Genomic DNA, 26,966 nt, shown 5'->3' on the forward strand with positions numbered 1-26,966 from the left:
TAATATGGCAGTTCAACGCTGTCGATTGTCCGGGATTTCCGCTTTATGCAAACCGCTTATACCGTCCTGATCCTGCTGATGCTGGTCAGCGTCTCGCGTCTGGTCGGACGGGTCATCCCGTTGCCGCTGCCATTGGTGCAGATCGCCGCCGGAGCCTTGCTGGCCTGGCCGACTCTTGGCCTGCATGTGGCTCTGGATCCCGAACTGTTCCTGTTTCTGTTCCTGCCGCCGCTGTTGTTCTCTGATGGCTGGCGCATGCCCAAACGCGAATTGTGGCGTCTGCGCGGGCCGGTGCTGACGCTGGCGGTCGGGTTGGTGCTGTTCACCGTGGTCGGTGCCGGCTACTTCATTCACTGGCTGCTGCCGACGATTCCATTGCCGGTGGCGTTCGCGCTGGCGGCGGTACTGTCGCCGACCGACGCCGTGGCTGTGTCGGCGATTTCGCAGAACCGCTTGCCGACACCGTTGATGCACATGCTGCAAGGCGAAGCGTTGATGAATGATGCATCGGGTCTGGTGACCTTCAAGTTCGCGCTGGCGGCGGCGGTCACCGGTGCATTCTCGCTGGCCAATGCGAGCCTGACGTTTGTGCTGGTGGCGGTTGGCGGGCTGGCGGTCGGTGTTGCACTGAGCTGGCTGGTGGGCCGCTTGCGCGCCTGGATGATCGCCCGGGGCTGGGACGATCCCGCCACTCATGTGGTGTTCATGTTGCTGCTGCCGTTTGCCGCTTACGTATTGGCCGAGCGACTCGGCGCCTCGGGCATTCTCTCGGCGGTGGCAGCGGGGATGATGCAGAGCTGGCTTGATCTGTTGCCGCGCCAGACCAGCACCCGCCTGCTCAATCGCAGCGTGTGGTCGCTGCTGGAGTTTGCCTTCAACGGATTGATCTTCCTGCTGCTCGGCCTGCAATTGCCGGACATCATCAAAGCGGTGGTCAGCCACGAAACGTCGTTGTGGCCGACGCTGCTTTACCGCTGCCTCGACGTGATGGCTATTTTCCTGGCGCTGGTGGTGCTTCGCTTCATCTGGGTCCAAAGCATCTGGCGTCTGTCGGTGCTGTTGCGGCGGTTACGCGGCAAGGGCGAGCTGACGCAGGTGCCGACCGCTCGTTCCTGCTGGCTGCTGACCGTCGGCGGGGTGCGCGGTGCAGTCACCCTGGCGGGCGTGATGTCGGTGCCGATGCTGATGGGCAGCGAGGCCTTTCCGGAACGTGATCTGCTGATCTTCATCGCCGCCGGGGTGATCCTGATGTCGCTGGTGGCAGCCTGCATCGCCTTGCCGTTGCTGCTGCGCGGAATCCAGAAAAGCCCCGACGACAAGCGCCGCCAGGAAGTCCACGATGCCTGGCGCAAGACCGCCGAAGCGGCGATTCATGCGCTGGAGATCGAAGAGGTCAACCCGCAGGACGCTGCGCAAGCGGCGTTGTCGGCGGAGCTCAAGGCGCGGATCATGTCCGAGTATCGCCATCAACTGGAGGTGTTCAACGATTCGGCCGAAGCTCAGGCGCTGGCATTCCAGATGGATCTGCTCGAACGCCGTTTGCGCCTCAAAGCGCTGCGCGCGCAACGCCTTGAGTTGTACAGCCTGAGTCGTCAGCACCAGATTGGCGATGACGTGTTGCGTGAAGTGTTGGGGGAGCTGGATTTGAGTGAGGCGAATCTGGGGCAGGTCAAATAATCGCGTCGACCTGTCCCATGCGGTTACGCCGTTTGTGCCGCAGGGAACGGATAGGCCTTCGCCATGAACGCCTTGTCCTTGTCGCTGAGCACCAGATTCAGATCAATCTTGAAGTCGCCAAGGGTCCAGTTCTGGCGCACGGCGTAATGCATGATCGACTTCGGATCGTAAGGCGTGTAGTCGAAATCGCTGGCGTCGAGCAGGTTGAAGTAGCGTTCATCGACAGATCGACGTGCGTAATCGCCCTCATCGGCGTCTTCGGCCACCCCGTGCGCGGCGTAAACCGCAGGCTTGTTCCACGGAATGTTTGACGCCGGATGAAGGTGCTCATGTTCGGCCCCCAGCGCATGTCCGAACTCGTGCATGACATTGGCGGCGAAAAATGCCGGGGTGCGCAAGTCAGGCGACAGCCGCATGGTCGGGCCTTCGTCGATCAGCAGCGCGTTGGTTCCGATCATCGACCAGTAAATGCCGGGTTCGCTGCTGATACGGATATCCCCTGACTCACCCTCTACAAAATCGAACGTCAGGTTGATATGGGGCAGCCAGTTGTTGGCCGCGGCTTTGACGGCGTCCTTGAATGCTTGATCCCCACTCAGGAAGGCGATACGCAAGCTCCGGCCTGGCGCCCAGAAGTAAGTGTGTTTCCCGACGGCTCGTTTTTTACGAGCGGATACCGAGTTTCCTGCATTGGCAGGATTTTCGGCGATGGCAACTTCATGGGCGCGGTGGGAAGACACCGGTTTTTCTGTCAGGCAAAGTGTTGTGGCGTTCATGTTATCTATCCGTACTTATATTGATTCAGTGGGCTGCTGTTTATTCCGGGCAGGTTGAGCCGGAAGGCAGGGGCGGCCATAAGTTAATGTAGAGTGCGGAATGAATGAAGTTGAAGGGTATTTCGTGATGTTGAAAGTTCGCGAGGTGTTGCACCTCGCGAACGATGTACTACAGGTGTTTTTATTGTTTCGGGTAAAGCAGTCGCATGAGCCGTTTGTCTTTTTTACTGATTCGTCGATTGATCGGTATTTCCCAGTTGCCCACAGTCAATGTATTTGCCACAGGATGATGCATGATCGATTTTCGATCGTAGGAAGTGTAGATCGCGTCCAGTGTGTCGAAAGATGCGAACAGATTCCTGTCCACCTGTTCTTCGGTCAGGGGATTCATTTCACGGGTTTTATAGAACTCGTATACTTTTGGCTTATCCCACGGAATATTGGCCCTGGGGTGCTGGTGCTCATGCATCGCGCCCAGTGCGTGGCCGAATTCGTGGATCACGATGACCTCGAAGTCTTCGTGCTGCGGCTTCACTCCAAGATTCATGGTGGGGTGGTCGGGGTGTATCAACAAGGCGTCAGTGCCCAGCATCGAGCTGTTGTTATTGTTTTTTGTTGCGATCCGGATGTCGCCTTTCAAATCATCGACAAATTCAAATTTAAGGTTGATGTACGGTAACCATTGGCTGGCAGCCGCGATAATCTTTTGTTTGTGGTCGGCATCCGGTGAATCCATGAAAGCCACTTTCAGGGTTCGCCCGTTGGCCCAGAGTTTTGAATAGTGAACGATGGAGCGTTTACGTCGAGTACCGGAACTTGTACCGGCATTGGCGGGGTTTTCATTGATGGCTGCGGTGTAGGCGGCTTGATCATCGGGCCACTGAACGAGCTGGCAATCCAATAGAGTGTCCATGTCGACTTCTTCCTTGAAGTTTAAAGTTTTGAATGCAGTTGAGCGCGCGATTGTGCGCAGTTCAAGACTAACGTCTGGCCGACAGGGAAGTGGAGTAAATAGTTGGAGGATCTGTAACCTGATGTATGAAGTGCCCGTGCCGGATTGCCCGGCACGGACGTTCAGCCATTACTTGTGACGCAGGACGAAATCGCGGATGCGTTCGGCCGCTTCCACACACTCCGCCAGCGGCGCGACCAGCGCCATGCGCACGCGGCCGGCACCGGGGTTGACCCCGTCGACATCCCGGGACAGGTACGAACCCGGCACCACAGTTACATGTTCCTCGGCAAACAGATCACGGCAGAATGCTGCGTCATCACCTTGCACGTTTGGCCACAGGTAGAAGCTGCCATCCGGACGCTGTACATCCATCACGGGGCTGAGGATCGCCAGCACGGCATCGAACTTCTCCCGATACAGGGCACGGTTGGCACGTACATGCACTTCGTCGTTCCATGCGGCAACACTGGCCAGTTGCGTCTGAACCGGCATCGCGCAGCCGTGGTAGGTGCGATACAGCAGGAAGCCCTTGAGGATGTCGGCATCGCCGGCAACAAAACCGGAGCGCAGGCCCGGCAGGTTCGAACGCTTGGACAGGCTGTGGAACACCACGCAGCGTTTGAAGTCCTTGCGACCCAGTTCGGCGCAAGCGCTGAGCAGGCCCGGCGGCGGGGTCTGTTCGTCGAAGTACAGCTCGCTGTAGCACTCGTCGGCGGCGATCACAAAGTCGTATTCGTCGGCCAGGGTGATCAGTTTTTTCAGCACGTCGACCGGAATCAGCGCGCCGGTCGGGTTGCCCGGCGAGCACAGGAACAGGATCTGGCAGCGCTTCCAGATGTCCGGCGAAACCGCGTCGAAGTCCGGGTTGAAGCCGTTCTCGTCCAGGCATGGCAGGTAGTGCGGTTTGGCACCGGCGAGGAACGCTGCGCCTTCGTAGATCTGATAGAACGGGTTCGGGCTGACCACCAACGCATCGTCGCCGCGGTTGACCACGGTCTGGGTGAAAGCGAACAGCGCTTCACGGGTGCCGTTGACCGGCAGCACGTTGCGCGCCGGGTCGATCCAGCCGCTCGGCACGTTGAAGCGACGTTCGCACCAGGCGGCAATGGCTTCGCGCAGGGCCGGAATGCCAAGGGTGGTCGGGTACACCGCCATCTGATCCAGATTGTTCGCCAGCGCCTCGGCGACAAAGCCTGGCGAGCGGTGTTTCGGCTCGCCGATGGACAGCGCGATCGGGCGCTTGTCCGGGTTCGGCGTGACGCTGCCGAGCAGGGCGCGGAGCTTTTCGAACGGGTAGGGCTGCAACTGGGTCAGAGCGTTGTTCATCGGTGCGGGATCTCGTGCAAAGCGGTTGAATCCGGGCGCTCAGTCAAATGCTGATGCGCGACAGGTTGATATCGGGTTCCTGATTGACACTGAGCTGCTCGACGATGGCATCCTGCAAACGGCTGCACAGCAGCGGGTCGGACAGCGGCTGATTGTGGGCGTCGGTGATGAAGAACACGTCTTCCACCCGCTCGCCCAGCGTGGCGATCTTGGCGTTCTGCAGCGACAGGTCGAACTCCAGGAAAATCCCGCCGATCCGTGCCAGCAGGCCCGGACGATCGGGGGCGGTGAGTTCGAGCACGGTCACCGGACGCTGGGCGTCGTTGTGGATCGTCACCTGCGGCGCAAAGGCAAAGTGCTTGAGCTGGCGCGGCACCCGGCGCTGGATGATCGTCGGGTAGTCGTCCGGGTTGCGCAGAGCTTCGGTCAGACCGTCGCGGATCTGCTTGATCCGCAGTGGATTGTCGCCGATCGAATCGCCATCGGTGTCGAGCACGATATAGGTGTCGAGGGTGAACTGGCTGCTGGAGGTGATGACCCGGGCGTCGTGAATGTTCAGGTTGAGCTGGTCCATCGCGGCCACGGTCACGGCAAAGAAATCGTGCTGGTCCGGGGCATAAATGAAGATCTGCGTACCGCCCTCGAATTCGCGCTGGGTGGTTTCCTTGATCAGCACCAGCGGCCCGCCGTCGGCCGGCTGCTGGAGAATCGCATCGCTGTGCCAGGCCACATCGCCGGCGGTATGGCGCAGGAAATAGTCATCGCCCAGTTGCGCCCACAATTGCTCGACGTCGTCCGGATCGGTGCCGCCGCGCACCAGAATATCCAGCGCTGCGCTCTGGGTCTGGCGGATCTGCTCTTCGCGATCCACCGGGTTTTCCAGGCCGCGGCGCAGGGCGCGCTTGGTCTCGGTGTAGAGCTGGCGCAGCAGGCTGGCGCGCCAGGAGTTCCACAGGGTCGGGTTGGTCGCGTTGATGTCGGCCACGGTCAGCACGTACAGGTAATCCAGACGAGTCTCATCACCGACCGCCAGGGCGAAGTCATGGATCACCTGCGGGTCCGACAAGTCCTTGCGCTGGGCGGTGGTCGACATCACCAGGTGGTTCTGCACCAGCCAGACAATCAGGCGGCTGTCCCACACCGGCAGTTGGTGGCGCTGGCAGAACGCCTCGGCATCGACCGCGCCGATCTCCGAGTGATCGCCATGCCGGCCCTTGCCGATGTCGTGATACAGGCCAGCCATATAAATGAGTTCAGGCTTCGGCAGTTTGGCCATGAGCTTGGCGGCCAACGGGAATTTCTCCGACACCTGGGTGTACTGCAACTTGCGCAGGTGCTTGATCAGATTCAGCGTATGCGCATCGACCGTATAGATGTGGAACAGGTCGTGCTGCATCTGCCCGACGATGAAACCGAATTCCGGCAGGTAGCGCCCGAGAATGCCATAGCGGTTCATCCGCCGCAGGTTGCGGTGGATGCCGATCTTGCACTTGAACAGCTCGATGAACAGGCTGGTGTTGCGGATGTCGTTGCGGAAGTTGTCGTCGATCAGGTGACGGTTTTCCCGCAACAGACGAATGGTGTCGGCGCGCACACCTTTGATCTCCGGCTGCTGGGCCATCAGCACGAAGATCTCAAGCATGGCGAACGGCGTGCGGCGGAACACATTGTCGTTGCGTGCCTCGATGTAGCCGTCGTGCAGCTGGAAGCGTGAGTTGATCGGCTGCGGCGGCGCTTCGTCTTCCGGGGCGAGGATGACTTCCTCGAAGTGCTGGATGATCAGGTCGCTGAGCTGGGCAATGCTCATCACGACGCGGAAATACTGTTGCATGAAGTTTTCGACGGCCTGTTTGGCGTCGTCGCCTTCAAACCCCAGCAGCCCGGCGATGGTGCGCTGGTGATCGAACAGCAGGCGATCTTCGGAGCGGCCGGCCAGCATGTGCAGGGCGTAGCGCACTTTCCACAGGAACTCCTGGGACGACGCCAGCAGGGCGTTTTCACTCTCGACCAGGAAGCCTTCGCCGGCCAGGGCGCGCAGGTTCAGGGTGCCGTACTGGCGACGGGCGACCCAAAGGATCGTCTGGATATCCCGCAAACCACCGGGCGAGCCTTTGACGTTGGGTTCCAGGTTGTATTCGGTATCGTTGTACTTGTGGTGACGGGCCTTCTGTTCGGCACGCTTGGCCAGGAAGAATTCCTTGCTCGGCCACATGTGGGCGGTGCTGGTGACGTCGAGCATGCGCTGACGCAAACGCTCGGGGCCGCAGATGGTGCGGCTTTCCATCAGGTTGGTGACGACCGTCAGGTCGGCACGCGCCTCTTCGGCGCATTCGTCGACCGACCGAACGCTCTGACCGACTTCCAGGCCGATGTCCCACAGCAGCGTCAGAAAACGTTCGATGGAATCGCGGAAGATTTCGTGATCGGCGCTGTCCAGCAGGATCAGCAGGTCGATGTCGGAATAGGGGTGCAGTTCACCGCGACCGTAGCCGCCGACCGCGACCAGCGCGATGTCGGCGTCTTCGCTCCAGTCGAACTGGTCCCAGGCCTTTTGCAGGATGTTGTCGACGAACCATGCCCGGTCTTCGATCAGCCGCCGGATATCGCGGCCGGCACGAAAACGTGCGTCGAGCACTTCGCGGGCCTGGCGGATCGCCTTCTTGAACGCGGCGATAGGGCTCGCTTTCAGGGCCAGTTCAGCCTGGAACTGGCCGCGGTCGAAGAGTTCGGGATCCACCTGCGGCATTGATTGGCTTTCCTTCTATAGGCTGGGAGCAGTGTCGGGATCAGGCCGATACGCGCGGGATCGTGTCGTCGCTACGCAGGGTGAAGATCTCGTAGCCGGTGTCAGTGACAAGCAAAGTATGCTCCCACTGTGCCGACAGCTTGCGGTCCTTGGTGATCGCGGTCCAGCCGTCGCCCAGCACCTTGGTGTCGGCCTTGCCCTGGTTGATCATCGGCTCGATGGTGAAGGTCATGCCGGCCTTCAGTTCCATGCCCGTGCCCGCACGGCCGTAGTGCAGGATCTGCGGCTCTTCGTGGAACACCTTGCCGATGCCGTGACCGCAGAACTCGCGCACCACGGAGAAGCCGTTCTTTTCAGCGTGCTTCTGGATGATCTCGCCGATGTCGCCGAGGCGGCAGCCGGGTTTGACGATTTCGATCGCCTTGTACATGCATTCCTGGGTGACCTGGGACAGACGCTCGGCCCAGACCGGTACGGTGCCGACGTGGAACATGCGGCTGGTGTCGCCGTGGTAGCCATCCTTGATCACCGTGACATCGATGTTCAGGGTGTCGCCGTTTTTCAGCGGCTTGTCATTCGGGATGCCGTGGCAGACCACATGGTTGATCGACGTGCAGATCGACTTCGGATAGCCCTTGTAGTTGAGCGGGGCAGGGATGGCTTTCTGCACGTCGACGATGTAGTCGTGGCAGATCCGGTTCAGCTCATCGGTGGTCACGCCCGGCTTGACGTGTTCGGCAATCATTTCCAGCACATCGGCGGCCAGTTTGCCGGCGACACGCATGCCAGCGATGTCCTCGGGAGTTTTGAGGGTGACGGTCATACAGGCTCTCTCTGCGCTCGGCGGCGCTTGCTGATACGGACAGGGCGGCGGTTTTTGCCTGGCAGCCCTGAAAAACGCGATTCTAACAGACCAAAGGCGCAAATCCGCGCCTGCGTGCATCGCTTCTCTCTATACAATAGTGCGCGCAAGGCCGATTCCAAGGGGGCGGCATCCATGTCCCTGACGGGATTAAAGATTCCGGGTTCCGTTTGCGCCCTTGCTGTGGTATAAAATGCGCCGCTTTCCGGGGATAGCTCCGGGAGCATTAACCCACACACGTGTCGACACGATGGCCTGGGTGCCTTTGATCCTCGGATCGGGGGTTGGTCATTGGGATACGTGGAGGCCCAACCCGACTTATCAAGGAACTATCATGTCCCAAGTCAACATGCGCGATATGCTGAAGGCCGGTGTGCACTTCGGTCACCAAACCCGTTACTGGAATCCGAAAATGGGCAAGTACATTTTCGGCGCGCGTAACAAGATTCACATCATCAACCTTGAAAAAACCCTGCCAATGTTCAACGAAGCTCTGACTTTCGTAGAGCGTCTGGCCCAGGGCAAAAACAAGATTCTGTTCGTCGGCACCAAGCGTTCCGCTGGCAAGATCGTTGCTGAAGAAGCAGCACGTTGCGGTTCGCCGTACGTCGATCACCGCTGGTTGGGCGGCATGCTGACCAACTTCAAGACCATCCGTGCTTCCATCAAGCGTCTGCGTGACCTTGAAGTACAAGCCGAAGACGGTACTTTCGCCAAGCTGACCAAGAAAGAAGCGCTGATGCGCTCCCGTGATCTTGAGAAGCTGGATCGCTCCCTGGGCGGCATCAAGGACATGGGCGGTCTGCCAGACGCACTGTTCGTGATCGACGTTGACCACGAGCGCATCGCGATCACCGAAGCCAACAAGCTGGGCATCCCGGTCATCGGCGTTGTCGATACCAACAGCAGCCCGGAAGGCGTTGACTACATCATCCCAGGCAACGATGACGCAATCCGCGCTATCCAGCTGTACATGGGTTCGATGGCTGACGCAGTAATCCGTGGTCGCAACAATGTTGCTGGCGGTACTGTTGAATTCGCAGCTGAAGAAACTCAGGCTGCAGCTGAGTAATTGACGCCCTGGCGTTGACTCAGTAAGCAAAAAGGGGGCTTGGCCCCCTTTTTGCCACCTCGAAAACCATCTGTCGGCAGCGCAGCTACAGCATCTGTAACGTGCAGCGGCTACAAACAGGTTCGGGAAGAATTGAACGCCCGTTCGATCGGGTGGAATGGTTGAAAACCTATCCAAGAGGAATTTGAAAATGGCAGCAATTACTGCAGCGTTGGTCAAAGAACTGCGCGAGCGTACCGGCGAAGGCATGATGGATTGCAAGAAAGCCCTGGAAAAGGCTGGCGGCGACATCGAAAAAGCCATTGATGACATGCGTGCTTCGGGCGCGATCAAGGCTGCCAAGAAAGCCGGCAACGTTGCCGCTGAAGGCGCTATCGCCATCAAGGACGACGGCAAGGCTGCCGTTCTGATCGAAGTCAACTCGCAGACCGACTTCCTGGCTCTGCAGGACGACTTCAAAAACTTCGTTGCTGCCAGCGTTGACAAAGCATTCGCTGACAAGCTGACCGACGCAGCTCCGCTGATCGCTTCTCAAGAAGCTGCTCGCGAAGCGCTGGTTGCCAAAGTAGGCGAAAACGTAAACATCCGTCGCCTGGTGCGCGTGGAAGGTGACGTAGTCGGCACCTACCTGCACGGCAACAAGATCGGTGTTGCCGTTGTCCTGAAAGGCGGCGACGTTGAGCTGGCCAAAGACATCGCGATGCACGTTGCTGCAAGCAACCCTGAATTCCTGCTGCCTTCGCAGGTTTCGAACGAAGCGATCGAGCGTGAAAAGGCAGTGTTCCTGCAGCTGAACGAAGAAAAAATCAAAGGCAAGCCGGAAAACATTGTTGAGAACATGGTCAAAGGCCGTATCAGCAAGTTCCTGGCAGAAGCGAGCCTGGTTGAGCAGGCGTTCGTCAAGAACCCTGAAATCAAGGTTGGCGAGCTGGCCAAGAAAGGCGGCGCTGAAATCGTTTCCTTCACTTACTTCAAAGTAGGCGAAGGCATCGAGAAGCCAGTCGACAACTTCGCTGAAGAAGTTGCTGCACAGCTGGCTGCCGCCAAGCAATAAGACGGTTTTTCAACTGTCGCCCGAAAGAGGCTGCCCGCTCACGCGCGCAGCCTCTTTTCAGATAGGGTTACCAATTTTTAATTGGTTTCCCCTTGGAACTGACTTACAAAGCCATGTTCCGATGGCGCTGAAGCAGCGCCACGCTAGAGTGAACGCAGCTGCAAACAGCTCGCAAAGAATTTTTTAAATACGCCGCAGGAGAGATTCGCAATGGCTCAGCAGGGCAGTGGTTATCAGGCTCGCTATAAACGCATTCTACTCAAGCTTAGCGGCGAGGCCCTGATGGGCTCGGAAGAGTTCGGGATCGATCCGAAAGTGCTGGATCGCATGGCGCTGGAAGTCGGCCAACTGGTCGGTATCGGCGTTCAGGTCGGTCTGGTGATCGGCGGCGGCAACCTGTTCCGCGGTGAAGCGCTGAGCAAGGCCGGCATGGATCGGGTTACGGGCGACCACATGGGCATGCTGGCCACTGTGATGAACGCCCTGGCCATGCGCGATGCGCTGGAACGTGCCAATATCTCGGCCATCGTGATGTCGGCCATTTCCATGGTCGGTGTGACCGATCACTATGATCGTCGCAAGGCCATGCGTCACCTGAACTCCAAGGACGTGGTGATTTTCGCGGCCGGTACCGGCAATCCGTTCTTTACCACGGATTCGGCAGCCTGCCTGCGTGCCATCGAAATCGACGCGGATGTCGTGCTTAAAGCGACCAAGGTCGATGGTGTCTATACTGCCGACCCGTTCAAAGACCCGCATGCCGAGAAGTTCGATCATCTGACTTACGATGAAGTGCTGGATCGCAAGCTGGGCGTAATGGATCTGACGGCCATCTGCCTGTGCCGCGACCACAAGATGCCGCTGCGCGTATTTAACATGAACAAGCCCGGCGCCCTGCTGAACATCGTGCACGGCGGCGCTGAAGGAACCCTGATCGAGGAAGTTCAACAATGATCAACGAAATCAAGAAAGACGCTAAAGAGCGCATGCAGAAGTCTGTCGAGTCCCTGTCTCACAACTTCGGCCGCATCCGTACCGGCCAGGCGCACCCAAGCATTCTGGAAGGCGTGATGGTTCCGTACTACGGTGCCGACACCCCGATCAAGCAAGTGGCCAACATCACCGTCAAGGACGCTCGTACCCTGCAGGTCGTGGCGTTCGAGCGCAACATGCTGGGCGCGGTCGACAAGGCGATCGGCAGTGCGGGTCTGAACCTGAACCCGACCAACCTTGGCGAGCTGCTGCTGATCAGCATGCCGGCCCTGACCGAAGAAACCCGTCGCGGCTTCACCAAGCAGGCGCGTGACGTGGCTGAAGATGCCCGTGTTGCCGTGCGCAACATCCGTCGCGATGCCAACAGCTCGCTGAAGGATCTGGTCAAGGAAAAGGAAATCAGCGAAGACGAAGAGCGTCGCGCAACTGGCGAGATCGATGATCTGACCAAGAAGTTCGTGGCCGAAATCGACGCTAAGCTTGCCGAGAAAGAAAAAGACCTGATGGCCGTATAAGGGTCGAGCTTTAAATGGAAAAGACCAAGCAGACTGCGCCGTCCGCGGTGCCGCGCCATGTCGCGATCATCATGGATGGCAACAATCGCTGGGCGAAAAAACGCTTTATGCCGGGTGTTGCCGGGCATAAAGCGGGTGTGGATGCTGTGCGGGCGGTGATCGAGGTGTGTGCCGAGGCCGGGGTCGAGGTGCTGACGCTGTTCGCCTTTTCCAGTGAGAACTGGCAGCGCCCGGCCGATGAGGTCAGTGCCTTGATGGATCTGTTCTTCAAGGCATTGCGTCGCGAGGCCAAGCGGCTCAACGACAACAACATCAGCCTGCGCATCATTGGCGACCGTTCGCGTTTCCATCCCGAGCTGCAGGCTGCCATGCGCGAAGCGGAAGCCATGACCGCGGGAAGCAATCGCTTCATTCTGCAGATCGCCGCCAACTACGGCGGTCAGTGGGATATCGCGCAGGCTGCGCAGCGTCTTGCTCGCGAGGTTCAGGCCGGACATCTGCGTCCTGAAGACATCACGCCTGATCTGCTGCAAACCTGTCTGGCGACCGGTGATCTGCCGTTGCCGGACCTGTGTATCCGCACGGGCGGCGAGCACCGCATCAGCAACTTCCTGCTGTGGCAACTGGCCTATGCCGAGTTGTACTTCTCCGACCTGTTCTGGCCGGACTTCAAACACGATGCCATGCGTAATGCGCTGGCCGATTTCGCTTCGCGTCAGCGTCGTTTCGGTAAAACGAGCGAGCAGATCGAAGCTGGAGCCCGGGTTTAATGCTTAAACAACGAATCATCACTGCGCTGATCCTGCTGCCGATCGCACTGGGCGGTTTTTTCCTGCTCGAGGGATCCGGCTTTGCGCTGTTCATCGGCCTGGTTGTCAGTCTGGGTGCCTGGGAATGGGCGCGCCTGGCCGGTTTCGCTGCGCAATCGTTTCGCGTTGGTTATGCGGCAATCGTCGCGCTGATGCTGTTCGTCATGTACATCCTGCCGGGGCTGGCGCCCTGGGTGCTCGGTGCCTCGGTAATCTGGTGGGCGGTGGCGACCTGGCTGGTGCTGACCTATCCGCGCTCCAGCGAGCGCTGGGCCAGTGCTGCCAGCAAGTTGGTGATCGGCCTGCTGATTCTCCTGCCGGCCTGGCAAGGGCTGATCTACATCAAGCAGAACCAGCTGGGTAACCTTCAGATCCTGGCCGTGATGGTGCTGGTCTGGGGCGCTGATATCGGTGCCTATTTCTCTGGTCGTGCTTTCGGCAAGCGCAAGCTGGCCCCGCAAGTCAGTCCGGGCAAAAGCTGGGAAGGCGTTTACGGCGGTCTGGCGCTGAGCCTGGTGATTACCACGCTGGTTGCGCTGTTTCGTGACTGGACGGTCGCGCAATTGTTCAAGGGCTTGATCGGTGCAGCGCTGATCGTGTTCATCTCCGTGGTGGGCGATCTGACGGAAAGCATGTTCAAGCGTCAGTCCGGCATCAAGGACAGCAGCAATCTGCTGCCGGGTCATGGCGGTGTACTGGACCGGATTGACAGCCTGACAGCGGCGATCCCGGTATTCGCGGTATTGCTGTGGATGGCGGCACCGTGAGTCGCCCACAGCAGATTACCGTTCTGGGGGCGACCGGTTCGATCGGTTTGAGCACTCTGGATGTCATTGCTCGTCATCCTGAGCGTTATCAGGTTTTTGCCCTGAGTGGTTTCACGCGCCTGAGCGAGCTGTTTGCCCTGTGCGTGCGCCATGTGCCGCAATTCGCGGTGGTGCCGGAAGTCGCAGCGGCGCGTGGCTTGCAGGACGATCTGCGTGCTGCCGGTCTGTCGACTCGCGTGCTGGTGGGCGAGGAGGGGCTGTGTCAGGTGGCGGCTGCTCCCGAGGTGGACGCGGTGATGGCGGCCATCGTCGGTGCTGCCGGTCTGCGCCCGACCCTCGCCGCGGTCGAGGCGGGCAAGAAAATTCTTTTGGCGAACAAGGAAGCGCTGGTGATGTCCGGCGCCTTGTTCATGGAAGCCGTGCGCAAGAGCGGTTCGGTCCTGCTGCCAATCGACAGTGAGCACAATGCGATTTTTCAGTGCATGCCGCAGGATTTTTCCCGTGGTTTGAGCAATGTCGGTGTGCGTCGGATTTTACTGACAGCCTCTGGCGGTCCCTTCCGGCAGACGCCGATGGCCGAACTGGCGCATGTTTCACCCGATCAGGCCTGTGCTCATCCGAACTGGTCCATGGGGCGCAAGATCTCGGTGGATTCAGCCAGCATGATGAACAAGGGGCTTGAGCTGATCGAGGCCTGCTGGCTGTTCGATGCCCGACCGTCGCAAGTCGAGGTGGTGATCCATCCGCAAAGCGTGATTCACTCCCTGGTCGACTATGTGGATGGCTCGGTGCTGGCGCAGTTGGGCAATCCCGACATGCGTACCCCCATCGCCAATGCGTTGGCCTGGCCGGAGCGTATTGATTCGGGTGTGGCTCCACTGGATCTGTTTGCCATCGCGCGACTGGATTTCGAGGCGCCCGATGAGAAGCGCTTTCCGTGCCTGCGACTGGCACGTCAGGCAGCCGAGGCGGGCAACAGTGCGCCTGCCATGCTCAATGCCGCGAATGAAGTGGCGGTAGCAGCGTTTCTCGACGGGCGGGTTCGCTACCTCGAAATCGCGAGTATCATCGAGGAAGTGTTGAATCTCGAGCCGGTGGTTGCGCTGAATGATCTTGATGCGGTGTTTACCGCGGACGCGGCGGCACGCACGCTGGCCGGTCAATGGCTGACTCGCCACGGTCGATAGACCTGAAGAAAGCACACGGCTTCAGGCGGAACGGAACAGGATTGCGGAGAAAGTAGATGAGCGCGCTCTATATGATTGCCGGCACCCTGATCGCCTTGGGTGTGCTGGTCACCTTTCACGAATTCGGCCACTTCTGGGTCGCGCGTCGCTGTGGCGTCAAGGTTCTGCGCTTTTCCGTGGGCTTCGGCATGCCGTTGCTGCGCTGGCACGACAAGCAGGGAACCGAGTTCGTCGTCGCGGCCATTCCGCTGGGCGGCTACGTCAAGATGCTGGATGAGCGTGAAGGTGAAGTGCCGGCCGATCAGCTCCATCAGTCTTTCAATCGCAAGTCCGTTCGTCAGCGCATTGCCATCGTCGCCGCCGGTCCCGTTGCCAACTTTCTGCTGGCCATGGTGTTCTTCTGGGTGCTGGCCATGCTGGGCAGCGAACAGGTGCGTCCGGTCATCGGTGCAGTCGAGTCCGGCAGTATCGCGGCGAAGGCCGGCCTGAGTGCGGGCCAGGAAATCGTGGCCATCGACGGCGAGCCGACGTCCGGCTGGGCTGCGGTCAATCTGCAATTGGTACGTCGCCTGGGGGAAAGTGGTTCGCTGCAGGTGCTGGTGCGCGAGCAGGGCTCTACTGCTGATTCGCCACGGGAGCTTGTGCTGGATCATTGGCTCAAAGGGGCTGACGAGCCGGATCCGATTCGCTCCCTGGGTATTCGCCCATGGCGCCCTGCGCTGCCGCCAGTGCTCGCTGAGCTCGATCCGAAAGGCCCGGCACAGGCTGCCGGGCTGAAAACCGGTGATCGCCTTCTGGCCCTTGATGGCAAGGCGCTGGATGACTGGCAGCAGGTCGTCGATACGGTACGTACGCGTCCTGATACCAAAATCATGCTGCGCGTCGAGCGCGACGGTGCTCAAATCGACGTCCCGGTGACACTGGCGGCGCGCGGCGAGAGCAAGTCGCCAAGCGGTTATCTGGGGGCGGGGGTGAAGGCCGTCGACTGGCCACCGGAGATGATTCGCGAGGTCAGCTACGGCCCTTTGGCCGCGATTGGCGAGGGTGCCCGTCGTACCTGGACCATGAGTGTCCTGACGCTGGATTCACTGAAGAAAATGCTGTTCGGCGAGCTCTCGGTAAAAAACTTGAGTGGACCGATAACCATTGCTAAAGTGGCGGGCGCTTCTGCCCAGTCGGGCGTTGCTGATTTCCTGAATTTCCTTGCTTATCTGAGTATTAGCCTGGGGGTTCTGAATTTGCTGCCCATTCCTGTACTGGATGGGGGGCATTTGTTGTTTTATCTGATCGAGTGGGCGCGTGGTCGTCCCTTGTCGGATCGGGTGCAAGGTTGGGGGATACAGATCGGTATCAGTTTGGTGGTCGGGGTGATGTTGCTTGCTCTGGTCAACGACCTGGGTCGTCTGTAACGCTTCGCTGAATTGCGAATCTGCCGCATTTTGCGGCAGTTTGTTTATTGCCAGTTGGAATAAGAAAGGACTTCATGAAACGTCTGCTGCTAACTGCGGTTCTCACCGTATTGATGATCGCCGAAGTTCACGCCGAGTCCTTCACTATCTCTGATATTCGCGTCAACGGCCTCCAGCGGGTCTCCGCGGGTAGCGTCTTTGGTGCCTTGCCGTTGAACGTCGGCGAGCAGGCGGATGATCGTCGCCTGGTGGAATCCACTCGTGCGTTGTTCAAAACCGGTTTCTTTCAAGATATCCAGCTGGGCCGCGAAGGCAACGTTCTGGTGATCACCGTCGTCGAACGTCCATCGGTCGCAAGCATCGAGATCGAAGGCAACAAGGCGATCTCCACCGAAGACCTGATGAAGGGCCTCAAGCAATCCGGTCTGGCCGAAGGCGAGATCTTCCAGCGCGCGACCCTCGAAGGCGTGCGTAACGAGCTGCAACGTCAGTACGTTGCGCAAGGTCGTTACTCGGCTACCGTCGATACCGAAGTGGTATCGCAGCCGCGTAACCGTGTCGGCCTGAAAGTGAAGATCAACGAAGGCACCGTTGCCGCCATTCAGCATATCAACGTGGTGGGCAACACGGTTTTCCCCGAGGAAGACCTGGTCGACCTGTTCGAGCTGAAAACCACCAACTGGCTGTCGTTCTTCAAGAACGACGACAAATACGCCCGTGAAAAGCTTTCCGGTGACCTGGAGCGTCTGCGTTCCTACTACCTGGACCGCGGCTATATCAACATGGATATCGCTTCGACCCAGGTTTCCATTACTCCAGACAAAAAGCACGTCTATATCACTGTCAACGTCAACGAAGGCGAGAAGTACACCGTTCGTGACGTCAAGCTCAGTGGTGACCTGAAAGTGCCTGAAGACCAGGTCAAGTCCCTGCTGCTGGTGCAGAAAGGTCAGGTGTTCTCGCGCAAGCTGATGACCACTACCTCGGAACTGATTACCCGTCGTCTGGGCAACGAGGGCTACACCTTCGCCAACGTCAACGGTGTTCCGCAGCCGCACGACGATGACCACACCGTGGACATCCTGTTCGCTGTAGATCCAGGCAAGCGTGCCTACGTCAACCGTATCAACTTCCGTGGCAACACCAAGTCCGAGGACGAAGTGCTGCGTCGTGAAATGCGCCAGATGGAAGGCGGCTGGGCTTCTACCTACCTGATCGACCAGTCCAAGACCCGTCTTGAACGTCTGGGCTTCTTCAAGGAAGTCAACGTCGAGACCCCGGCTGTTCCAGGTGTCGACGACCAGGTTGACGTGAACTATGCCGTTGAAGAGCAGGCTTCCGGTTCGATCACCGCCAGCGTCGGTTTTGCCCAGAGCGCCGGTCTGATCCTCGGTGGTTCTATCACCCAGAACAACTTCCTGGGTACCGGTAACCGCGTCAGCGTCGGCCTGACCCGCAGTGAATACCAGAGCCGCTACAACTTCGGCTACGTTGACCCCTACTGGACCGCCGACGGCGTGAGCCTGGGCTACAACGCGTTCTATCGCACCACCGACTACAAAGACCTCGACGTCGACGTAGCAAGCTATGCGGTAGACAGCCTGGGTGCCGGCGTGAACGTCGGTTACCCGATCAGCGAGACTTCGCGTCTGACCTTCGGCCTGTCCGCGCAACAGGACAAGATCAAGACCGGTCAGTACACCGTCGACGAGATTTTCGACTTCGTGAACCGCGAAGGCGACCAGTACCTGAACTTCAAGGCGTCGGCCGGCTGGTCCGAATCGACCCTGAACAAAGGCGTGCTGCCGACCCGTGGTCGTTCCCAGAGCCTGACCCTGGAAACCACCATTCCGGGCAGCGACCTGTCGTTCTACAAGCTCGACTACCGTGGTCAGCTGTTCCAGCCGATCACCGAGAACTACACCCTGCGTCTGCACACCGAGCTGGGCTATGGTGATGGTTACGGTTCGACCGATGGCTTGCCGTTCTATGAAAACTACTATGCTGGTGGTTTCAACTCGGTTCGCGGCTTCAAGGACAGCACCTTGGGTCCACGCAGTACGCCTAGCCGTGGTCAGAACGGTCCTGGCGGCACAGGTAACCCTGGTACGATCGCCGACCCGGATCAGGATCCACTGCCGTTCGGTGGTAACGTTCTTATCCAGGGGGGGATGGAAGTCCTGTTCCCGATGCCGTTCGTCAAGGATCAGCGTTCGCTGCGTACTTCCGTGTTCTGGGATGTGGGTAACGTCTTCGACTCCAAGTGCCAGCAGACGCTCAATACTAACGGTGTTACCAAGTCCAATACGCAATGCAACGACGTCAGCCTGAGCAACATGGCCAGTTCCGTTGGTGTCGGCGTGACCTGGGTTACCGCACTGGGTCCTTTGAGCTTCGCGCTGGCCACGCCGATCAAGAAACCGGATAACGCTGAAACTCAAGTGTTCCAATTCTCCCTCGGCCAGACGTTCTAAGCGTCTGACCCAAGATAACGACAATGGATTTTGTAGGAGTGCATCGTGCGTAAGTTGACTCAATTGGTTCTCCTGGCCTCCGTACTGGTGGCAGGCCCGGCGTTTGCCGACATGAAAATCGCTGTTCTGAACTATCAAATGGCACTGCTGGAATCCGATGCGGCGAAGAAGTACGCCGTGGATGCCGAGAAGAAGTTCGGCCCGCAACTGACCAAGCTCAAGACGCTGGAAAGCAGCGCCAAGGGTATTCAGGATCGCCTGATGGCCGGTGGCGACAAGATGCAGCAGGGCGAGCGTGAGCGTCTGGAGCTGGAATTCAAGCAAAAGGCCCGGGACTTCCAGTTCCAGTCCAAGGAGCTGAACGAAGCCAAGGCCGTTGCTGACCGCGAAATGCTCAAGCAACTGAAGCCGAAACTGGATAGCGCAGTGGAAGAAGTCATCAAGAAAGGTGGTTTTGACCTGGTGTTCGAGCGTGGCGCAGTCATCGATGTCAAACCTCAGTACGACATCACGCGCCAGGTTATCGAGCGCATGAATCAGCTGAAGTAACCCATGACCGTGACTATCAAGCTCGGCCAGTTGGCCGAGTTCCTCGGCGCCACCCTGAGTGGCGATCCCGAGCAGCAAATTACTGGGCTAGCCACCTTGCAGGAGGCTGGCCCAGCTCAGTTGAGCTTTCTGGCAAACCCTCAATACCGCAAATACCTGGCCGGCTCCCAAGCCGCAGCGCTGTTGCTCAAGGCAGCCGACGCCGAAGGCTATGCCGGGAATGCACTGGTGGTGCCGGATCCTTACCTGGCTTATGCCCGTATTTCCCACCTGTTCGATCCGAAGCCGAAATCCACTGCCGGTATCCACCCGAGTGCGGTGATCGCGCCGGACGCCGTCGTTGATCCGACTGCCTGCATCGGTCCCTTTGTGGTGATCGAGGCGGGTGCGCGGATCGGGGCCGGTGTAACCCTCGGCGCGCATTGCGTCGTCGGTGCCCGTAGCGAAATCGGCGAGGGCGGCTGGCTGGCTCCGCGGGTGACGCTGTATCACGATGTGCGTATCGGCAAGCGAGTGGTGATTCAGTCCGGTGCCGTGCTCGGCGGTGAAGGCTTCGGCTTTGCCAACGAGAAAGGCATCTGGCAGAAAATCGCCCAGATCGGTGGCGTGACCATCGGCGACGATGTGGAGATCGGCGTTAATACCGCCATCGACCGCGGTGCGCTGGCCGACACCGTGATCGGCAACGGCGTGAAGCTCGACAACCAGATTCAGATCGCCCACAACGTACAGGTCGGTGATCACACCGCCATGGCCGCGTGCGTGGGGATTTCGGGCAGCACCAAAATCGGCAAGCACTGCATGCTCGCCGGGGGTGTCGGCCTGGTAGGGCACATCGATATTTGTGACAACGTTTTCCTGACTGGAATGACCATGGTTACCCACTCGATCACCGAGCCGGGTGCCTACTCTTCCGGTACAGCCATGCAGCCGGCTGCCGAATGGCGTAAAAGCGCGGCGCGCATTCGTCAGCTCGATGACCTCGCGCGGCGTTTGAAACAGCTTGAAAAGCGCGTAGGGGAAGTGACCCCTGGCGGCAATGCTTCATCTGAAGGCTGATACCATTTCCATATCAAGTGTGCACAGCCTCTGGACTGCCTCCTTGATTTGCTAGAGGAGTGCGCGTCAGTCGCGCTCCCAATCTTTACATAGGCTTCCCCCCGAAATGATGGACATCAACGAGATTCGCGAATACCTGCCTCACCGTTACCCGTTCCTGCTGGTGGACCGGGTAGTGGAGCTGGATACGGAAGGCAAGCGCATTCGCGCCTACAAGAATGTCAGCATCAACGAACCGTTCTTCAATGGTCACTTCCCAGCCCACCCGATCATGCCGGGCGTGCTGATTATCGAAGCGATGGCTCAGGCTGCCGGGATCCTTGGTTTCAAGATGCTCGATGTGAAACCGGCCGATGGCACCCTCTACTATTTCGTCGGTTCCGACAAACTGCGTTTCCGTCAGCCAGTGCTGCCGGGTGACCAGTTGATCCTCGAAGCCAAGTTCATCAGTTGCAAACGCCAGATCTGGAAGTTCGAATGCCAGGCTTCGGTCGATGGCAAGCCGGTCTGCTCCGCTGAAATCATCTGCGCGGAACGCAAGCTATGAGTTTGATTGACCCTCGCGCAATCATCGATCCTTCGGCCGTACTGGCCGAGGGTGTCGAGGTCGGCCCGTGGTCGATCATCGGCGCAGGTGTGGAAGTCGGCGAGGGAACAGTGATCGGGCCTCACGTGATCCTCAAAGGTCCAACCCGAATCGGCAAGCACAATCGCATCTACCAGTTTTCCTCGGTAGGCGAAGACACGCCGGATCTCAAGTACAAGGGCGAAGACACCCGTCTGGTGATCGGCGACCATAACGTGATCCGAGAAGGCGTGACGATTCACCGTGGCACGGTTCAGGATCGTTCCGAAACCACGCTGGGCGACCATAACCTGATCATGGCCTATGCCCACATCGGTCACGACAGTGTCATCGGCAACCATTGCATCCTGGTCAACAACACTGCGTTGGCCGGCCATGTGCACGTTGATGACTGGGCAATTCTGTCCGGTTTCACCCTGGTGCATCAGTATTGCCACATTGGCGCCCATAGCTTTTCCGGCATGGGCACAGCGATCGGCAAGGACGTTCCGGCGTTCGTTACCGTATTCGGCAACCCGGCCGAAGCGCGCAGCATGAACTTCGAGGGCATGCGCCGTCGCGGTTTCAGCGAAGACGCCATTCACGCCCTGCGCCGGGCGTACAAAACGGTGTATCGCCAGGGCCTGACCGTCGAACAGGCGCTGGCCGAACTGGCCGAGCCGTCTGCACAGTTCCCGGAAGTCGCGATGTTCCGTGACTCCATCCAGTCGTCGACCCGCGGCATCACCCGCTGACCATGGCCAATCTGCGTATTGCGCTGGTGGCGGGGGAGGCTTCCGGTGACATTCTGGGCGCCGGTCTCATGCGCGCCCTCAAGGCACAGCATCCTGCGGTGGAGTTCATCGGAGTCGGCGGTCCGCTGATGCAGGCCGAAGGCCTGACCTCCTATTTTCCGATGGAACGTCTGTCGGTCATGGGGCTGGTGGAAGTCCTGGGGCGGTTGCGCGAGTTGCTCAAGCGCCGCAAGGACCTGATCGCCACGCTGATCGCCGAAAAACCGGATGCCTTCATCGGCATTGATGCACCGGATTTCAACCTCAATATCGAACTCAAACTGCGTCAGGCCGGGATCAAGACCGTGCACTACGTCAGCCCTTCGGTATGGGCCTGGCGGCAGAAGCGGGTGCTGAAGATCCGCGAAGGCTGCGACCTGATGCTCACGTTGTTGCCGTTCGAAGCAAAGTTTTACGAAGAGAAGGGCGTGCCGGTGCGGTTCGTCGGTCATACGCTGGCCGATACCATTCCACTGGAGGCTGATCGTGCGTCCGCGCGTGCCGAGCTGGGGCTGTCTGACGGCCCGCTGGTGGCTTTGATGCCGGGCAGCCGCGGCGGCGAAGTCAGTCGTCTGGGTGCGCTGTTCCTCGATACCGCCGAACGCCTGCGTGCCATGCGCCCGGGGCTGCGCTTTGTCATGCCGTGCGCCAACCCCGAACGTCGGGCCCAGCTTGAAGCGTTGCTGGCCGGTCGCGACCTGCCAGTGACCCTGCTCGACGGCAAGTCCCACCTGGCGTTGGCCGCGTGCAACGCGGTCCTGATCGCGTCGGGTACGGCGACCCTTGAGGCGCTGCTGTACAAGCGCCCGATGGTCGTGGCCTACCGTCTTGCGCCGCTGACGTTCTGGATTCTCAAGCGCATGGTCAAGAGCCCGTACGTCTCTCTGCCCAACCTGCTGGCCCAGCGACTGTTGGTGCCGGAATTGTTGCAGGATGATGCGACGGTCGAGGCACTGGCCCAGACCCTTTCGCCGCTGATCGACGGCGGTGAAGAACAGACTCGTGGCTTCGACGAAATCCACCGCACCCTGCGTCTGGACGCCTCCAATCAGGCGGCTGACGCCGTTCTGAACCTGATCGGGCAAAAACGATGAGCAAGACAAGCATGCAGATGGGCCTGGATTTCACCCTGGTCGCCGAAGTCGAAGAACTGGTGGCCGGCGTTGATGAAGTCGGTCGCGGCCCGTTGTGCGGTGCAGTCGTCACGGCGGCGGTCATCCTCGATCCGAACCGTCCGATTATCGGTCTCAACGACTCGAAAAAACTCACCGAAGCCAGGCGGGAAAAGCTCTACGACGAAATCTGCGAAAAGGCGCTGAGCTGGTGCATCGCCCGCGCCGAGGTCGAAGAGATCGACGAACTGAACATTCTGCACGCCACCATGCTGGCGATGCAGCGTGCGGTGGCCGGCCTGCACATCCAGCCGAAACTGGCGATGATCGACGGCAACCGTTGCCCGAAACTGCCGATGCGTTCCGAAGCGGTGGTCAAGGGCGACAGCAAGGTTCCGGCCATTGCGGCGGCGTCGATTCTGGCCAAGGTCAGCCGCGACCGTGAGATGGCGGCGTTCGAGTTGATTTATCCGGGTTATGGCATCGGTGGCCACAAAGGCTACCCGACCCCCGTTCATCTGGAAGCGCTGGTGCGCCTCGGGCCGACGCCGATTCATCGCCGTTCGTTTGCCCCGGTGCGACAGGCTTACGAGGCGCTGGAAGGTCTCACGCCGGTTTAGCGGCGAGGCTGATGTTTTATTCTGGGCCCGGTACAATCCGGGCCTTGTTGTTTCTATGTAACTGGACAGGATCACTATGCCGGCTTCATTCGTTCATCTACGCCTGCACACTGAATACTCCCTGGTCGACGGGCTGGTGCGGATCAAGCCGCTGGTCAAGGCCCTGACCGGTATGGGCATGCCGGCCGTTGCGGTTACCGACCAGAACAACATGTGTTCGCTGGTCAAGTTCTATAAAAACGCCATGGGCGCGGGAATCAAACCGATCTGCGGCGCCGACCTGTGGCTGTCGAACAAGGATCTGGACGGGCCATTGAGCCGGATCAGTCTGCTGGTCATGAATGCCCAGGGCTATCGCAACCTTACCGAGCTGATTTCCCGTGGCTTCATCGACGGTCAGCGCAACGGCATGGTCATCATCGAGCGCGAATGGGTCGCCGAGGCCAACGAAGGCCTGATCATGCTGTCCGCCGCCAAAGAAGGCGAGATCGGCATGGCCATGATCGGCGGCAACCCCGCCGAGGCCGAGGCCCTCACCCGCGAGTGGATGTCGGTGTTCCCGGATCGTTTTTATCTGGAAATCCAGCGTACCAACCGTCCGAACGACGAAGAGCAACTGCACGGTGCCGTGGCCCTGGCCGAGAAGCTCGGTGCGCCACTGGTCGCCACTAACGATGTGCGTTTCATCAAGCAGGAAGACTTCGCCGCCCACGAAACCCGCGTCTGCATCGGTGAGGGCCGGGCCCTCGACGACCCGCGGCGTTCGAAGAACTACAGTGATCAGCAGTACCTGAAAAGCGCCGAGGAAATGGCCGAGCTGTTCAGCGACTTGCCGGATGCGATCGAGAACACCGTCGAGATCGCCAAGCGCTGCAACATCGACGTGAAGCTGGGCAAGCACTTCCTGCCCGACTATCCAATTCCCGATGGCATGACCATCGACGAGTATTTCCGCAAGGTCTCTTTCGATGGTCTGGAAGAGCGCCTCAGCGTGCTGCTGCCCAAAGACACCACCGAGGACTACGAGGCCAAGCGTCAGGTCTACGTCGACCGGCTGAATTTCGAGCTGGATATCATCATCCAGATGGGGTTCCCCGGTTACTTCCTGATCGTGATGGACTTTATCCAGTGGGCCAAGAACAACGGTGTGCCGGTGGGCCCTGGCCGGGGGTCAGGTGCCGGATCGCTGGTGGCCTATGTACAGAAGATCACCGACCTCGACCCGCTGGAATACGACCTGCTGTTCGAACGTTTCCTCAACCCGGAACGGGTATCGATGCCGGACTTCGACGTCGACTTCTGCATGGACGGTCGCGACCGGGTAATCGATTACGTGGCCGAAAAATACGGCCGCAATGCGGTGAGCCAGATCATCACTTTCGGTTCCATGGCGGCGAAGGCTGTGGTGCGAGACGTGGCGCGGGCCCAAGGCAAGTCGTTCGGCCTGGCGGATCGCCTGTCGAAGATGATTCCGTTCGAAGTCGGCATGACCCTGGAAAAAGCCTACGAGCAGGAAGAAATCCTGCGCGACTTCATCAAGGTGGATGAAGAAGCGGCGGAAATCTGGGAGATGGCGCGCAAGCTCGAAGGCGTGGTGCGTAACGTCGGTAAACACGCCGGTGGTGTGGTGATCGCGCCGACCAAACTGACCGACTTCTCGCCGATTTATTGCGACGAGGCCGGCGACGGTCTGGTGACCCAGTTCGACAAGGATGATGTGGAGGCGGCCGGTCTGGTGAAGTTCGACTTCCTCGGCCTGCGGACCCTGACGATCATCGACTGGGCACTGAAAACCATCAACCGTGACCGTGCCAAGGTCAACGAGCCGCCGCTGGACATCGCGTTCATTCCGCTGGATGACAAGCCGACCTATCAGCTGCTGCAAAAGGCTGAAACCACCGCGGTATTCCAGCTCGAATCCCGCGGTATGAAAGAGCTGATCAAAAAGCTCAAGCCCGACTGCCTCGAAGACTTGATCGCGCTGGTGGCCCTGTTCCGTCCGGGCCCGCTGCAGTCCGGCATGGTGGATGACTTCATCAACCGTAAACACGGTCGTGCGGAACTGGCGTATCCGCACCCGGATTACCAGTACGAAGGCCTGCAACCGGTGCTGGCGCCGACGTACGGCATCATCCTGTATCAGGAACAGGTGATGCAGATCGCCCAGGTCATGGCCGGTTACACCCTCGGTGGTGCGGACATGCTGCGTCGGGCGATGGGTAAGAAAAAACCCGAGGAAATGGCCAAGCAGCGCGGCGGTTTCATTGAGGGCTGTGCGTCGAACAATATTGACGCGGACCTGGCGGGTAACATTTTCGACCTGGTGGAAAAATTCGCCGGTTACGGCTTCAACAAATCCCACTCCGCCGCCTACGGTCTGGTGTCGTACCAGACCGCCTGGCTGAAAGCTCACTACCCGGCGCCGTTCATGGCTGCGGTGCTTTCGGCGGATATGCACAACACCGACAAGGTCGTGACCTTGATCGAGGAAGTGCGCACGATGAAGCTGCGCCTCGATGCGCCGGACGTGAACACGTCGGAATTCAAGTTCACGGTGAACGACGAAGGCCGCATCGTGTATGGCCTGGGCGCGATCAAAGGCGTCGGCGAAGGCCCGGTGGAAGCAATCACCGAGGCTCGTCAGGCCGGCCCGTTCAAGGACTTGTTCGACTTCTGCGCCCGGGTCGACCTCAAACGTATCAACAAGCGCACGCTGGACGGTCTGATCCGCAGCGGCGCGCTGGATCGCCTCGGCCCGTACTTCCACGACGAGCAGAAGGCGTATCAGGCCAATATCGACCGTAACCGCGCGGTGTTGCTGGCGGCGATGGAAGAGGCGATCAAGTCGGCCGAGCAGACTGCCCGTACCCGTGACAGCGGCCATGCCGACCTGTTTGGCGGGTTGTTCGTCGAAGAGGACGCGGACGTTTACGCGATCCACCGCAAGGCGAAAGAGCTGACCCTCAAGGAGCGGCTCAAAGGTGAAAAAGACACCTTGGGCCTGTACCTGACCGGTCACCCGATCGATGAATACGAAGGTGAAATCCGCCGTTTTGCCCGCCAGCGCATCATCGATCTGAAACCGGCCCGGGACACCCAGACCGTGGCGGGGATGATCATTGCCTTGCGGGTGATGAAGAACAAAAAGGGCGACAAGATGGGCTTCATCACCCTCGACGACCGCTCCGGGCGGATCGAGGCGTCGCTGTTTGCCGATGCGTTCCATTCTGCGCAATCGCTGTTGCAGACCGATGCGATGGTGGTGGTCGAAGGCGAGGTCAGCAACGACGACTTCTCCGGCGGCCTGCGCCTGCGGGTCAAACGGGTGATGAGCATGGAAGATGCGCGCACCAACCTGGCCGAGAGCCTGCGCCTTAAGTTGCAGACCCAGGACCTGAAAGGCGATCAGCTACGCTGGTTGGGGGATTTGCTCAAGCGTCACCGCGGGGCGTGCCCGATTACCATGGAGTACACCAGCCCTGATGCGAAGACCTTGCTGCAGTTTGGCGAGACCTGGCGGATCGACCCGGCGGATGCCTTGATTCAAGCCCTGCGTGACCAGTTCGGGCGAGACAACGTCTTCCTCCAATACCGTTGACCGGCAGGTGAGAACACGCCGCCTGCCCACAACCTGAATTTTTAATC

The 26,966-nt window shown here is 59.5% G+C and carries 22 protein-coding genes; 17 read left to right on the plus strand and 5 right to left on the minus strand.

Annotation, left to right across the window (positions count from 1 at the left end):
- Positions 1-45 precede the first annotated feature (45 nt).
- Positions 46-1,677: a Na+/H+ antiporter gene (locus ACSPX5_RS00505; RefSeq protein ID WP_439820761.1), complete on the plus strand. Its 1,632-nt coding sequence runs from the start codon at positions 46-48 to the stop codon at positions 1,675-1,677.
- Positions 1,678-1,700: 23 nt separating this feature from the next.
- On the opposite strand, the gene ACSPX5_RS00510 is transcribed toward ACSPX5_RS00505, so the two are convergent.
- The 5 genes from ACSPX5_RS00510 to map all read right to left on the minus strand — a co-directional run bounded on the left by ACSPX5_RS00510 (position 1,701) and on the right by map (position 8,303).
- Entirely contained in the window at positions 1,701-2,453 is a 753-nt protein-coding gene (locus tag ACSPX5_RS00510; RefSeq protein WP_439820762.1) for a hypothetical protein, read from the minus strand.
- A gap of 181 nt (positions 2,454-2,634) precedes the next feature.
- Entirely contained in the window at positions 2,635-3,366 is a 732-nt protein-coding gene (locus tag ACSPX5_RS00515) for a M12 family metallopeptidase (RefSeq protein ID WP_169429058.1), read from the minus strand.
- 168 nt (positions 3,367-3,534) lie between these two features.
- Complete coding sequence (gene dapC / locus ACSPX5_RS00520) at positions 3,535-4,734, minus strand: succinyldiaminopimelate transaminase (protein ID WP_439820763.1); 1,200 nt, start codon at positions 4,732-4,734, stop codon at positions 3,535-3,537.
- A gap of 43 nt (positions 4,735-4,777) precedes the next feature.
- The gene (locus tag ACSPX5_RS00525) at positions 4,778-7,480 is read right to left on the minus strand and encodes a [protein-PII] uridylyltransferase (protein ID WP_169429059.1); all 2,703 of its coding nucleotides are present in this window, start codon (positions 7,478-7,480) and stop codon (positions 4,778-4,780) included.
- Between the two features lie 40 nt (positions 7,481-7,520).
- The gene (gene map / locus ACSPX5_RS00530) at positions 7,521-8,303 is read right to left on the minus strand and encodes a type I methionyl aminopeptidase (protein ID WP_207866780.1); all 783 of its coding nucleotides are present in this window, start codon (positions 8,301-8,303) and stop codon (positions 7,521-7,523) included.
- Positions 8,304-8,676: 373 nt separating this feature from the next.
- Here map and rpsB point away from each other — a divergent pair, with 373 nt between their 5' ends.
- The 16 genes from rpsB to dnaE all read left to right on the plus strand — a co-directional run bounded on the left by rpsB (position 8,677) and on the right by dnaE (position 26,919).
- Complete coding sequence (rpsB, locus tag ACSPX5_RS00535) at positions 8,677-9,414, plus strand: 30S ribosomal protein S2 (RefSeq protein ID WP_003222119.1); 738 nt, start codon at positions 8,677-8,679, stop codon at positions 9,412-9,414.
- 190 nt (positions 9,415-9,604) lie between these two features.
- Positions 9,605-10,468 (plus strand): translation elongation factor Ts, encoded by an 864-nt coding sequence (gene tsf / locus ACSPX5_RS00540; protein WP_169429061.1) that lies wholly within the window; start codon positions 9,605-9,607, stop codon positions 10,466-10,468.
- A gap of 210 nt (positions 10,469-10,678) precedes the next feature.
- The gene (pyrH, locus tag ACSPX5_RS00545; protein WP_011332683.1) at positions 10,679-11,422 is read left to right on the plus strand and encodes a UMP kinase; all 744 of its coding nucleotides are present in this window, start codon (positions 10,679-10,681) and stop codon (positions 11,420-11,422) included.
- Entirely contained in the window at positions 11,419-11,976 is a 558-nt protein-coding gene (gene frr, locus ACSPX5_RS00550) for a ribosome recycling factor (protein WP_008019552.1), read from the plus strand. The genes pyrH and frr overlap by 4 nt, the downstream gene beginning before the upstream one ends.
- 14 nt (positions 11,977-11,990) lie before the next feature.
- Entirely contained in the window at positions 11,991-12,746 is a 756-nt protein-coding gene (gene uppS, locus ACSPX5_RS00555; RefSeq protein WP_169429062.1) for a polyprenyl diphosphate synthase, read from the plus strand.
- Positions 12,746-13,552 carry a phosphatidate cytidylyltransferase gene (locus tag ACSPX5_RS00560; RefSeq protein ID WP_169429063.1) on the plus strand — a complete coding sequence of 269 codons (807 nt, stop codon included), beginning with the start codon at positions 12,746-12,748 and terminating at the stop codon, positions 13,550-13,552. Before uppS ends, ACSPX5_RS00560 begins: the two co-directional genes overlap by 1 nt.
- Positions 13,549-14,739 (plus strand): 1-deoxy-D-xylulose-5-phosphate reductoisomerase, encoded by a 1,191-nt coding sequence (gene ispC, locus ACSPX5_RS00565; RefSeq protein WP_169429064.1) that lies wholly within the window; start codon positions 13,549-13,551, stop codon positions 14,737-14,739. Before ACSPX5_RS00560 ends, ispC begins: the two co-directional genes overlap by 4 nt.
- A 56-nt stretch (positions 14,740-14,795) precedes the next feature.
- The gene (gene rseP / locus ACSPX5_RS00570; RefSeq protein ID WP_439820764.1) at positions 14,796-16,148 is read left to right on the plus strand and encodes a sigma E protease regulator RseP; all 1,353 of its coding nucleotides are present in this window, start codon (positions 14,796-14,798) and stop codon (positions 16,146-16,148) included.
- 74 nt (positions 16,149-16,222) lie between these two features.
- Positions 16,223-18,622 (plus strand): outer membrane protein assembly factor BamA, encoded by a 2,400-nt coding sequence (bamA, locus tag ACSPX5_RS00575; protein WP_323159933.1) that lies wholly within the window; start codon positions 16,223-16,225, stop codon positions 18,620-18,622.
- Positions 18,623-18,667: 45 nt separating this feature from the next.
- Positions 18,668-19,171: an OmpH family outer membrane protein gene (locus tag ACSPX5_RS00580; protein WP_003222140.1), complete on the plus strand. Its 504-nt coding sequence runs from the start codon at positions 18,668-18,670 to the stop codon at positions 19,169-19,171.
- Positions 19,172-19,174: 3 nt separating this feature from the next.
- Complete coding sequence (lpxD, locus tag ACSPX5_RS00585; RefSeq protein ID WP_169429067.1) at positions 19,175-20,230, plus strand: UDP-3-O-(3-hydroxymyristoyl)glucosamine N-acyltransferase; 1,056 nt, start codon at positions 19,175-19,177, stop codon at positions 20,228-20,230.
- Between the two features lie 106 nt (positions 20,231-20,336).
- Positions 20,337-20,777, plus strand: coding sequence for a 3-hydroxyacyl-ACP dehydratase FabZ (fabZ, locus tag ACSPX5_RS00590; protein ID WP_003222142.1), 441 nt, complete (start codon positions 20,337-20,339; stop codon positions 20,775-20,777).
- On the plus strand, positions 20,774-21,550 hold the full coding sequence (lpxA, locus tag ACSPX5_RS00595) for an acyl-ACP--UDP-N-acetylglucosamine O-acyltransferase (RefSeq protein WP_169429068.1): 777 nt from the start codon (positions 20,774-20,776) through the stop codon (positions 21,548-21,550). Before fabZ ends, lpxA begins: the two co-directional genes overlap by 4 nt.
- A gap of 2 nt (positions 21,551-21,552) precedes the next feature.
- Complete coding sequence (gene lpxB / locus ACSPX5_RS00600) at positions 21,553-22,683, plus strand: lipid-A-disaccharide synthase (RefSeq protein WP_439820765.1); 1,131 nt, start codon at positions 21,553-21,555, stop codon at positions 22,681-22,683.
- Positions 22,684-22,694: 11 nt separating this feature from the next.
- Positions 22,695-23,321: a ribonuclease HII gene (rnhB, locus tag ACSPX5_RS00605; RefSeq protein ID WP_249314427.1), complete on the plus strand. Its 627-nt coding sequence runs from the start codon at positions 22,695-22,697 to the stop codon at positions 23,319-23,321.
- Positions 23,322-23,397: 76 nt separating this feature from the next.
- Positions 23,398-26,919, plus strand: coding sequence for a DNA polymerase III subunit alpha (gene dnaE, locus ACSPX5_RS00610; RefSeq protein ID WP_439820766.1), 3,522 nt, complete (start codon positions 23,398-23,400; stop codon positions 26,917-26,919).
- Positions 26,920-26,966 lie beyond the last annotated feature (47 nt).

Source organism: Pseudomonas sp. HLG18 (assembly GCF_051903985.1).
GTDB lineage: Bacteria > Pseudomonadota > Gammaproteobacteria > Pseudomonadales > Pseudomonadaceae > Aquipseudomonas > Aquipseudomonas fluorescens_BT.